The organism is Waterburya sp., from assembly GCF_058530065.1.
Map to the genome: position 1 here is coordinate 1 of NZ_JBZNBU010000201.1, position 10,250 is coordinate 10,250.

General features: G+C 37.8%; 12 protein-coding genes and 1 pseudogene. 8 read left to right on the plus strand and 5 right to left on the minus strand.

Going from position 1 to position 10,250, the window contains the following annotated elements; genetic code table 11:
• A partial coding sequence (locus tag AC33VI_RS12580; protein WP_491782613.1) for a filamentous hemagglutinin N-terminal domain-containing protein occupies positions 1 to 712 on the minus strand: 712 nt, incomplete at its 3' end.
• A gap of 194 nt (positions 713 to 906) precedes the next feature.
• Between AC33VI_RS12580 and AC33VI_RS12585 the strand changes: the two genes are divergently transcribed.
• The 3 genes from AC33VI_RS12585 (at position 907) to AC33VI_RS12595 (ending at position 2,327) form a co-directional block, all read left to right on the plus strand.
• Positions 907 to 1,095, plus strand: a complete 189-nt coding sequence (locus tag AC33VI_RS12585; protein ID WP_491782614.1) for a DUF4278 domain-containing protein — start codon at positions 907 to 909, stop codon at positions 1,093 to 1,095.
• 41 nt (positions 1,096 to 1,136) lie between these two features.
• A complete protein-coding gene (locus tag AC33VI_RS12590) occupies positions 1,137 to 1,478 on the plus strand; it encodes a hypothetical protein (RefSeq protein WP_491782615.1) in 342 nt (113 codons plus the stop codon).
• A gap of 114 nt (positions 1,479 to 1,592) precedes the next feature.
• The gene (locus AC33VI_RS12595; RefSeq protein ID WP_491782616.1) at positions 1,593 to 2,327 is read left to right on the plus strand and encodes a DUF928 domain-containing protein; all 735 of its coding nucleotides are present in this window, start codon (positions 1,593 to 1,595) and stop codon (positions 2,325 to 2,327) included.
• A 47-nt stretch (positions 2,328 to 2,374) separates the two neighbouring features.
• On the opposite strand, the gene AC33VI_RS12600 is transcribed toward AC33VI_RS12595, so the two are convergent.
• Together AC33VI_RS12600 and AC33VI_RS12605 are read right to left on the minus strand one after the other, a co-directional pair.
• Positions 2,375 to 5,047, minus strand: a complete 2,673-nt coding sequence (locus AC33VI_RS12600; protein ID WP_491782617.1) for a CHASE2 domain-containing protein — start codon at positions 5,045 to 5,047, stop codon at positions 2,375 to 2,377.
• A gap of 121 nt (positions 5,048 to 5,168) precedes the next feature.
• Positions 5,169 to 5,306 carry a hypothetical protein gene (locus AC33VI_RS12605; RefSeq protein ID WP_491782618.1) on the minus strand — a complete coding sequence of 46 codons (138 nt, stop codon included), beginning with the start codon at positions 5,304 to 5,306 and terminating at the stop codon, positions 5,169 to 5,171.
• Here AC33VI_RS12605 and AC33VI_RS12610 point away from each other — a divergent pair.
• The 3 genes and pseudogenes from AC33VI_RS12610 to AC33VI_RS12620 all read left to right on the plus strand — a co-directional run.
• Positions 5,290 to 5,385 (plus strand): annotated as a pseudogene (locus tag AC33VI_RS12610) (NADPH-dependent FMN reductase); the annotation flags it as partial. The gene AC33VI_RS12605 and the pseudogene AC33VI_RS12610 overlap by 17 nt on opposite strands.
• 134 nt (positions 5,386 to 5,519) lie before the next feature.
• On the plus strand, positions 5,520 to 5,657 hold the full coding sequence (locus AC33VI_RS12615) for a hypothetical protein (RefSeq protein ID WP_491782619.1): 138 nt from the start codon (positions 5,520 to 5,522) through the stop codon (positions 5,655 to 5,657).
• A gap of 191 nt (positions 5,658 to 5,848) precedes the next feature.
• Entirely contained in the window at positions 5,849 to 6,520 is a 672-nt protein-coding gene (locus tag AC33VI_RS12620) for a hypothetical protein (RefSeq protein WP_491782620.1), read from the plus strand.
• A gap of 109 nt (positions 6,521 to 6,629) precedes the next feature.
• On the opposite strand, the gene AC33VI_RS12625 is transcribed toward AC33VI_RS12620, so the two are convergent.
• Positions 6,630 to 8,180 (minus strand): phosphomannomutase/phosphoglucomutase, encoded by a 1,551-nt coding sequence (locus tag AC33VI_RS12625; protein WP_491782621.1) that lies wholly within the window; start codon positions 8,178 to 8,180, stop codon positions 6,630 to 6,632.
• 114 nt (positions 8,181 to 8,294) lie between these two features.
• On the opposite strand from AC33VI_RS12625, the gene AC33VI_RS12630 reads away from it, so the two are divergent.
• Positions 8,295 to 8,648 carry a phenylpyruvate tautomerase MIF-related protein gene (locus AC33VI_RS12630; RefSeq protein ID WP_491782622.1) on the plus strand — a complete coding sequence of 118 codons (354 nt, stop codon included), beginning with the start codon at positions 8,295 to 8,297 and terminating at the stop codon, positions 8,646 to 8,648.
• A gap of 220 nt (positions 8,649 to 8,868) precedes the next feature.
• Here the strand turns inward: AC33VI_RS12630 and AC33VI_RS12635 are convergent, their stop codons facing one another.
• On the minus strand, positions 8,869 to 9,768 hold the full coding sequence (locus AC33VI_RS12635; protein WP_491782623.1) for a hypothetical protein: 900 nt from the start codon (positions 9,766 to 9,768) through the stop codon (positions 8,869 to 8,871).
• Positions 9,769 to 9,862: 94 nt separating this feature from the next.
• Between AC33VI_RS12635 and AC33VI_RS12640 the strand changes: the two genes are divergently transcribed.
• A complete protein-coding gene (locus AC33VI_RS12640) occupies positions 9,863 to 10,165 on the plus strand; it encodes a hypothetical protein (RefSeq protein ID WP_491782624.1) in 303 nt (100 codons plus the stop codon).
• Positions 10,166 to 10,250 lie beyond the last annotated feature (85 nt).

The window sequence follows — 10,250 nt, forward strand, 5'->3', positions numbered from 1 at the left end:
CTTCGGGAAAGTTTATTGAATTAAAATTTATTTCGTCTCCTAATTGCTCAAAGCTTATTTGTCCTGGTTGAGTCAATCCACCTAATTCAATGTTTGCCCCTGGTGCAATTATTTGTCCTCCTGCAATTGTGACATTGCCTCCAAACAAAGCTAAAGTTTTGACCCGATCTACTTGTAAGTTACTACCATTAATAGCAATATCGCCGATATTATTGCCAAAATTCAAACCTAAAGGCTGATTAATAGTTAATAAAGGCGGATTATCCGTATCTGTTGCCGAAAATTCTACATTGTCTGTAAAAATAATACTTTCTGCCGTACTGGTAACAAAAGAACCAGCTAAATTTAGGGCTGCACCCTCACCAAAGACGATCCCCGCAGGATTGATGAGAAATAAATCGGCATTGCCATTTGCCCTTAATAATCCGTCAATATTAGAAATATTTCCCCCTGTAACGCGAGAAAAGATATTAACAATATCGTTAGGGTTATTAAAAAATGCCTCACTACCGTTAGGTACGGAAAACTCCTCAAAACTATGAAATAAATTACTGCCAGCGCGATCGCCCGCATTAATACTCGTACCGTTATCTGTAGAGTTAATTACAGTATCAGTCGTACCATCGGGGATAACCTGCGCTGTGGAAGGACAAGCGATCGCCTTACTCAAAAAACAGCCTAAAAGCAACGAACGCCAAGGTTTAATATACATGCATGATTTTAATTAATTAATTAATCCAAATTATACTAGAGACAATTGCCTCAAATCACCACAATTAGCCCAGCGATCGCGAACTAAGTAACTATTTATTACAAACATAAGTAATACCTGAACTTTTCCCCTGTTTATTTCGAGTCATCAATTTCATAATACTGGCAAATACAAATACAACAGGAGTTGCAGTTATGAGAAGTACACTACGTTTTTTAGGTCAAGACTATTCTCCCGACAATGTTTTTGTCGAAACGATTCCTTCAGATATTCTGGTACGGTTTCGGGGACAAACCTATCCTTTGCGTCGCCCCATCCAAAGTTTCAATCGGCAATTTGAACTAAGAAAATATCGGGGCATTCTCTATTCTAAAGGTTCTTAGTTATTAAATATTTTGTACGAATAAAGAAAGGTATTGAGAAGATGAATCAAGATCGAGATCGCCAACAGCAATTTGAAGTTTGTAATTTTTGTAAATATTACCCCATCGGCAATATTCCCGAAACTCTATTGCTAATAGAGCAAGAATATTTGCAACGCGATCGCTATCGTAATATTAAGAAAAATTCGATTTTAACTCAAAAAATTATCTTGTCTTTAGGTTTTATTGCTGTTTTGTTATGTGTTGGCGGAATACAATTAAATCCCGCTGTAAATCCACAATCGGTCAAATCTAATAACCAAGCAGAAAAAGTTTTTACTTTTGATACATCAAAAAATTCGAGAGCAATTTACACCAAAAAACTCGAACTGCAAACAACCTAAAAAGTCATTAACTTTTTTTAAAATATCGATTTAATAGCACGACGAAATTTAATTTGTCGGGTAAAAATTTAACTCTGAGATACCGAGCGCAATTTAAATAGTTGAGAATAATCAATGAAAAAATGGGGATGGAGATGGCAAATTAAAATTAGTGGGATTTCTCTCACAGCACTATGTTTTCTGTTGTCTGCAATTGCAATATCTACTCTTAGTAAATCCGCGATCGCTGGAGAAGAAAAACGATCGGATTCAGTAGTTTTATTCCAACCACCTCCAGATGACGCACAACCAGAATCAACCGAGGGTGCAGCCTCCCGTAATGGTAACCAATGCCCTGCCGACTCCTTATCCAAAGCTGATCGCTTTAAATTAAAGGCGATCGTACCTCAAGGAAACTCTGGCTTAACCACCAAAGAACGCCCCACTTTCTGGGCTTATATTCCTCCAACTACTGCTCGATCTGCCATACTCAGCCTAGCTAAAGTAGGCACCCAACCCCATTGGCAACAGGCGATCAATCTCACGGGTAAACCAAGAGAAATTGGAGTGAAATTAGATCCAGATGCAGATGGCTTAGAAATCGGTCAAAACTACCGTTGGGCATTGATTCTGGTGTGTGGCGAACGCCCCCATCCCAACGATCCTGTAGTTACCGCAGGAATTAAACGAATTAACCATAATAAATTACCCCAAAATATAACTAAATTAGAACAAGCTACTTGGTATGCAGAACGAGGTATTTGGTACGATGCCTTAGATATTTTGGCACGGGAAAAATCTTTTTTACATAACGGAGAAGATCTTTGGTCGAGATATTTGCGATCGGGCGGTTTTTCAATTGACAATTGACAATTGACAATTGACAGTTAACAAGCTTCTTTAGAGTTACAATTAATTTAGCGATCGCCTGTTACTCGCTCGATTGCCTCAACGTTTTTTTTACTTTCAGATTGCTTTAAATATTCTAGGGCTATGTTTCTGACAAGAGGATTACTTTCAGATTGAACTAAGATTGAGTTTAAGATATATTCAAACCTAAGACTATCCCCTTGCTGGAGTTTAAAAATAACACTAATAATTATTGCTAGTAACGATACTAGTAAACTTGGTACTAGGGGGAGCCAGTAACCCCAAATAAAAGCTAGATAACAAAGACTAACTAATACCACAGGAAGCAAAAACAAATAAATAATAGTTGTGATAAGCGAGCGCAATTTATTAGTAATAACTACGGCAATAATTCCCCAGATTAAAATCCAGAATAACTCCCAACCTTCAGTTAAGGTTTTCAGTAAGGGACGCTCTCCCATTGCAGAACTGATTATATGACTTGCGATATTTGCATGAATAAAAACTCCAGGCATTTTACGGGGAGAGCGAAACCAACCTTGACTGTAGGGAGTAGCAAAAGAATCGCGAACGCTTTCGGCAATCGAACCAATAAACACTAAGCGATCGCGTATATTTTCTGTAGCTATTTTATTATTTAAAACTTCGGCTAAAGAATATTGTTGAAAGTTATTTTCTGTTCCCCAATAATTGAGTAATATTTGATATCCCCCGACATCTGCATTGATATAACCGCCACTGTTAGAGCTAAGTCTTTGAAATATTGCTTTTCCTAATAGATAGCGATAGTTAGTTAAAGGTTTGAGCTTTAATTGCTTATCTTGTAAATAATGCAGTGCTATTTTGGTTCCTAAGCTATATTTTAACCCTCTATTTTGATCGTCAATTGAAAGTAAGGCACGCCGTACTTTACCATCGCCATCGATAACTACATCGCTAAAACCAAGACGATCTGAATCTACATTAGGAGGAGTAATTGAGTCGCCAATGACTTTCTCTACTAAATATAAATTAGGAGTGGTGTTAACTATTTTTTGTAAAGAAAGGTCGGGTAATTGTACTGGTAAATCGCGATAGAGGTCTAAAGCGATCGCTTGAGGCTGCTTGGCTTTAAGATTATTTATTGTCTGGGTTAAAATTCGATCTGGAATTGGTATTTGACCGACAGCTTGTAAATCTCTTTCGCTAATTGTGACTACTACAATTCTCGGTTCTATTTTATTAGTCAATTGCCAGATATAAAAGCGATCGAGTAGATTCCATTCCCAGGGTTGTAAGATTCCCGTAAAACGTAAAACTACAACCAGCGCGGTTACAGCAATAACTATTTGACCCAAACAGTATTTACTTAGAATAATTTTCTGGGCTTTTGATTGAGCTTTTTTTCTACTATCTGCTAATAGCTTACTGGCAGCTTCTACTGCTGCCAAATTCCTGGCAATTTCTTGTTTGGCTAATTCTTGACTAGTAACCAAAAATTGATAATCTAGATCGGTTAAACTTTTACCTAATGACCAAGTTAAAGCAGATTGAAGTTCATCACCTTTTAGTAAATAACTATTATCTTGCGTACTCGACCAAGCAGCAATCGCTTGACTATAAGGACGTAATCTTGCTAATTGTGATTCTATCCAAGCTAAGTTAAATATATTGGCATAGATAGGATTATTAACTATTAACTTCCCGTCTTGTTCTATGACTAAACCCGATAGTCGTAACTCGATTTGTTCGATAGTATTATCGAGAGCTAATGATTGCTGTTGTAAAATCTTTTGATACAATCCCAATAACCGAATAGTTATAGCACTATTCCGACAACAAAGGCGATCGCGAATTGTTTTTAAATGTTCGGGTTCGTCTTGAGTTTCCCAGTCCCGAACAATATATCTTTCGACAAGATCGGCAATTTGTTCTTTTGGTTTTGAAAGAGATGTTTTATCCAACTTTTTCAAAGTTAGTTGACATAATTTTTGCGTTAGAAATGGCTGTCCGTTTGTCCACTCCAATATTTCTGCTAGTATTGCTTTGGGGCGATCGCTTATAGCCGACCAACCCTTAATCAAATTAGTAGCTTCTTCTAATTTAAAACCCGACAAGCAAATTTTTTTACCCAATTCAAAAGGAGAATTATTTTTGTCCCTAATTAAATCTCTGGGAGAAGCTACTCCCAATAGAGTAAAAGTCAGACGCTTAAAAGCTGGATTAACCTGTCGTTTTTGATAGCAACTATAAACTAAAGCTAAGAAATCATCGAGAGAAAAGTTTTGACTGAGTACGCGATCGATCTCGTCAATAAAAACCACAATTTTTCCTGAAACTTCTACTAATAATATCGACTCAATAAATAAAGATAATCTTTGTACGGGAGTTAATAAATCTCTCTGTTCTCGCCACCATGTACGCCAATCAAATTCTAAACCGCAATTACGAACAATTGCCAAAACAATTCCCGCATACCATTTTTCTGCGGTTAAATCTTGAGTTCCCATACCAGTAAGATCGACAAAAATACAAACAGTTCCTGACCCTTGCAATTTAGCCATCGTCCGCACTCGCAAACTAGATTTACCCATCTGACGAGAATTTAAAACATAACAAAATTCTCCTTTTTTCAAGGCTTGTTCCAACTCGCGATCGGCTTTTCTCTCCACATAGTAAGGAGAAGTAGATGCTAAACTTCCGCCAACCTGATAAGAGAATAAGGTCTTATCTATATTCATTTATATCATTAACTACTTCGAGCTATCAGCTATTAGCTCTTAAGGCATTATCTCAGAACTAAAATTAAACCACATAATTATTCTACTAACTATAGCAGTCCTAAATCATTCATGAAAACACTTATAGTTGATTGTAGAATCGGGCATAAGAGGTAGCAGAAGCAATAATAGAAGCAAAAGTCTCCTCCGACTCAAAATACTTATTAAACATCCAGTTCCACAACAAAGACTTTAACTGCTCGGTATTCAACTGGGTCATTCCCGAGCAGATAGCAGCGGGGCAAGCATGGCAAGCATTCGATTCTGAAGGAAAATTAAAAGATGAAAAACTAGCCTAAAGATTCAATGGTTCTGCACAAAGTTTGGTAGATAACTCGGTCAAATTAAAATAATCTGCATAGTGAGATCGATCGCACGTAACAGTTACGCAGGTAATTAGGATGTAATCAGTTTTAGTAAACAATCAGCAATCATGACTACATCTTCTAAAGACCAAACTGTTTCCCGTCATCAAAAACACCACGATTGGAGCTTTATGCCCAACCTTTTAACTGCCACCACTGGAGTTGGTATTGGTTTGGCGATCGCCAGTTATTTGGGCTGGATTTGAGAGACATTATAGTGATTTCAACGGCACTCTAACGGCGGTTAGATTTAGAGTAATTGTGCGAAATTAGGGACAGATAATTACTCTAAATAAAAATAAATTTGTAATATTGTTATTTTCTAATGATTAAAAACATTACAAAAAATTGAATTCGTTGTCCATGAAGCATAATCCGATTTACTAATATACGTAACATGAAAATTTCTAATATTTTTACAGCAGGATTAATTATTTCTACCTTAGGTTTGTTACCTGAAGTCGCTAGATCTCTAGAAGCAGACAAAGAAATTTTGATATCTCAATTTAAGGTTGATGTAGACGTTAGTTTGCCTATAAAAAAGGAATCAGAAGAATCTCCTAACGAGAAAGATTTCACTGGTTTTTCAGGTAATTATGCCGAATATACGGATACTTTTAATGGATTTAAGTTAAAGGTACCAGTTGAATTTATCAGAGAAGATAAAGGACAAACAACTACCTGGACAGGACCAAGTATAAATGATTCGGCGACAATAATTGCTGTAAATTCTATACCTTTATCGGGGGTTTCTAGCCAGGATTTACAACAAGCTTATCAAATGCAATACGAAAAAGATGCTTTTTACACGAATGTTACACCTTTAGAAATTAAGTTTGGTGACGAAGTAGTCCCCGCTCTACGTATGAGCGAAATCAACAACCAAAAAGGTACTCGACGTGAGAAAAATCCTGAAGATTTGCACCGATGGCATTTATATGTATTTGGGAATGACAAAGTTTACAATATAACAATGAGCGCGTCTTTTGAAACTTTTCAAGATAATAAAGTTCAAGGAGTTTACGAAGATACTATTTCTTCAGTAGAGTTGGTTGCTATTGAAGAATAAGAAATTAAAGTAAGTATTATAAATGAAAACAGCCCTCAAATGAGGGCGATTTTTTTTTGATTTTAAACGATTGCGTATTTTTAATTTTCTAAAATTAGGATAGTTCTGCTCACGATCTGCGCTCGGTAAATGTTAGTAAAGGTGATAAATCTAAATTTTTAAAATCTCCAAAAAACGTTAGCAATCTAGTGGCGATCGCCTTAACTCCCTGACTTGCATTAGACTCGATGTTGAGAGGAATAACAGGATCGTGGAGGGATAAGCGCAGCAGAAACCAGCCGTTTTCTGTGGGAGATGTAGAGGATATTCTCACCCCTTCGTAGTTATTTGGTACGATTTCCCAATCAGCTTGAGTACGGGCAAACTCCTTCAGGCGATCGATGACTTCATTGCCATAAGTTTTAAAATCATCGGTGTTAATTTTGAGACGAAATTCTTCACTTTCTGCTGGTTCCTGTAAATCTTCAATCAAGTCGGTTAGCTGTTTACCCTGTAGTTGGGCTTTAGCCAATTCCACCAGCAGTTTAGTCGCTAAATATGCCCCGTCGTCGAGGAAATAGTTTTCCTTCATCGCCCCGTGTCCAGAGGTTTCGATCGCCAGCCAGGATTCTTCTCCAGAATTGTTGAGCCTAATCGCTTCATTAATTACGTTTTTATAGCCTCGTTTAAACCGATGGTGTTTGCCACCCAAATGTTCGATAAACTGAGTCAAACCGTCAGAGGTAATCGAGTCGGTAACTATGGTCGAACCTGGATGTTCTTGCAAGACTATGGCGGAAATTAAGGCAATGATACGGTTGCGATTTAGTTCGTTCCCTTGAGAATCAACAGCAGCAGCGCGATCGACATCGGTATCGAAAATAATGCCAAAATCGGCTTGGTTATTAATTACCGCCTGACAAACTGACTCCATCGCTTCCTTGTTTTCGGGGTTAGGAATGTGATTGGGGAAAGTCCCATCGGGTTCGAGAAACTGACTGCCTGTAGTATCCGCTCCCAAAGGCTGTAATACTTTATCCACATAAAAGCCTCCCGCACCGTTGCCCGCATCGACTAAAATTTTTAAACCAGTCAGGGGTTGTTCGTAGTTTTTGGGGTGATTTACTCCCTGGCGAACGGTTTCTACTAGTTGGGCAGCATAGACGCTAATAAAATCGCGCTCGCTCACCTCACCTCGGTTGGCACTGGAGATCGAATCTCCTGTCTCGGCAATATCTAAGATCTCGGTAATATCGGGCTTGCTTAAACCCCCTTGTGGTGTAAAAAACATCATGCCGTTACGGTTGAAGGGCAAGTGGCTGGCAGTAAGCATAATTGCCCCATCGCAGTTAAAGCCTTCAGTAACAGTACTCATAAACATAGCGGGAGTCGAAGCCAGATTGAAGTTGTCAACCCGACAACCAGCGATCGCCATTCCTTCAATTACTGACTGGGTTAGAGTTTCCCCCGACAGGCGACTGTCTCTACCTACCGCAATAGTTAAATCTTCAGGAGATTTATGATTCTGCCGAATCAGCCATTGTACGAAAGCATTGCCCAAAACTTTTGCCACTTCAGGAGTTAGGTTAATCGCTTCATCGGGAACACCTTCTAAAGCCACACCACGAATATCCGAACCATTTTGTAGCTTTTTCCAATCGATATTATTAATTGTCTTCATAAGCGAGCGCTAATTTTATGGGGAAAACTGTACTGATGGAGATTTCGTTACGCCAAAACCATATATTAGTAAATATAAGGAAATTAAGATCCGAGTAAAAATTAAAAAACCATTATGCCTTTAATCAAAGTTCAATCTTCCGTTTCTCAGCCAGAACCCGCAGCAGTTGAAAGCTTGTTGACTAGCCTATCTGCGGATTTAGCCAAACATATTGGTAAGTCAGAATCATACGTCATGACTTCTTTTGAAGCAGATGTTCCCATGACTTTTGGCGGTACCTTCGATCCCGTCTGCTATGTCGAAATCAAAAGCGTCGGTACCATGAGTTCCGACCAAACTAAAACCATGAGTCAAGCTTTTTGCAGTCAGATCGGCGAGAAACTTAACATCCCCAGCGATCGCATCTACATTGAATTTAACGATGCCAAAGGCTATATGTGGGGCTGGAACGGCAGGACTTTTGGTTAGTCGTTAGTCGTACCCCTGTTAAGGTGAGCGTTTGTACTAGTTTATCTAGCTGCTATTCAACAAAATAATAGGAGTTTGCAAGCTTATAATTTGAGACATTGCTTCGGAATATACAAAATGCTTCAAAAAGAAACTTATGAGGTTAGCGATCGCCTGCTCGAAACCCTTTTAAATTTAAGATAGTACTTTTGTTCACCTTAACAGGGGTAGTCGTTAGTCGTTAGGTTGGGTTGTCGCGAGTATAACCCAACGGGCGATCGCAGATTAAAACTATGTTTTCATAAGGAAAAAACCAGCCACAGCTTGTAATCAAATCGTAAAAAATATCCCATTTTTGGGCATCGCGATCGCAGTTTAATACTTCATGGCAATAATCAATATAATAAGCGAGATCGGTCATTACTGACGGGATAATGACATTAATAAATCTGCTATTAGCATCTACAAAAGGCAGTTCATATTGAGTTGAATTTGGTCTGCTGAATCTTCCTGTCAAAAAAGTAGCCAACGTATTGTCCGTATTCTTCACTCGATCTCTATGAAATAGGTTTTCTATCTGCCATAAAGGAGGAAGGATAAAATTGTTAACTACAAATCCTGCTTGCAGAAATAGCTCAAACATCAGTTTGTTTAGAGCATCAGCATCAGACTCTCGATTAGAAGCGATCGCCATTGCTCTAAAATTAGCCATAATCATCGTAAATATTTGATTAGTTTGCAGTTTAGCTGTGGTTTCTAAGGCAACACTATCTGCCAGTCCGTTATCCAAATTACCCCGTAACCGTTCCAATAGTTCTTTTCTAATTTCTTTTCTTATATTGCCTATTAGGCGATCGATTAAATCTCCCGCAATAGGTCTGCCAAAAAAACTTTCGTTTAACTTCCCCCAGTTAGCTACTATTTCTCGATTGAGGTAATTTAATGCTTCATAGGGAGTAGCGAAAAAAAGTATATTTGGTTCTGATATATCGATTAAATTGTAAGCTTCATTAATTGCTAGCTTGGCACGATTTCGGTCGATTGGTTCTTGTAAAACCGCAATTTGTTCCCATTTAGAACGATAAAGATCTATCTGTGCTATTTGTTCTACGGTAAAATCAAATGTATTGAAAGTTAGCATTATCTTGAATTAAAAATTTAAATTAGTGTTACCTGAAATTTATTTTCCATTTAACATAATTTTAAGTATAAGTATTTTTTTGGGCATTATATTTTTGTTTAACTATAAAACTGGTATTTATGAACTAGCAGAACTGTACAAAACCGACTCCAGATACGCTGAGGAAGTCACTCAAAAAGGTAAGCCTTGCCGATACAGAATTAGTAAAGATAGCACGGGTTCGATGACTGGTATTGAGGGTGCTAAGATAGCCTTTTTAGAAGCAGGAATATACATTGATTCTGTATTTATCCATTTTCCGATCTTTGACTCAATATCTCCCAAGCTATTAATTCCCTGGCAAGAAATTAGTAGATATGAAGTTGTTGAAGGTAAAAAATATAGCTTCTATTTTTGACATCCAACAATTACAATTTTGACTTAGAATATACAAGAAGTTAGGGAATTAGAAAACCTGTCAGATATATCGATAAGCGATCGCC

What these genes read in the sequence shown, in the direction of transcription:
- AC33VI_RS12605 (WP_491782618.1), bottom strand. Translation starts at nt 5,306, where the DNA reads ATGACCCAGTTGAATACCGAGCAGTTAAAGTCTTTGTTGTGGAACTGG.
- AC33VI_RS12630 (WP_491782622.1), top strand. Translation starts at nt 8,295, where the DNA reads ATGCCTTTAATCAAAGTTCAATCTTCCGTTTCTCAGCCAGAACCCGCA.
- AC33VI_RS12620 (WP_491782620.1), top strand. Translation starts at nt 5,849, where the DNA reads ATGAAAATTTCTAATATTTTTACAGCAGGATTAATTATTTCTACCTTA.
- AC33VI_RS12590 (WP_491782615.1), top strand. Translation starts at nt 1,137, where the DNA reads ATGAATCAAGATCGAGATCGCCAACAGCAATTTGAAGTTTGTAATTTT.
- AC33VI_RS12595 (WP_491782616.1), top strand. Translation starts at nt 1,593, where the DNA reads ATGAAAAAATGGGGATGGAGATGGCAAATTAAAATTAGTGGGATTTCT.
- AC33VI_RS12635 (WP_491782623.1), bottom strand. Translation starts at nt 9,768, where the DNA reads ATGCTAACTTTCAATACATTTGATTTTACCGTAGAACAAATAGCACAG.
- AC33VI_RS12600 (WP_491782617.1), bottom strand. Translation starts at nt 5,047, where the DNA reads ATGAATATAGATAAGACCTTATTCTCTTATCAGGTTGGCGGAAGTTTA.
- AC33VI_RS12615 (WP_491782619.1), top strand. Translation starts at nt 5,520, where the DNA reads ATGACTACATCTTCTAAAGACCAAACTGTTTCCCGTCATCAAAAACAC.
- AC33VI_RS12585 (WP_491782614.1), top strand. Translation starts at nt 907, where the DNA reads ATGAGAAGTACACTACGTTTTTTAGGTCAAGACTATTCTCCCGACAAT.
- AC33VI_RS12625 (WP_491782621.1), bottom strand. Translation starts at nt 8,180, where the DNA reads ATGAAGACAATTAATAATATCGATTGGAAAAAGCTACAAAATGGTTCG.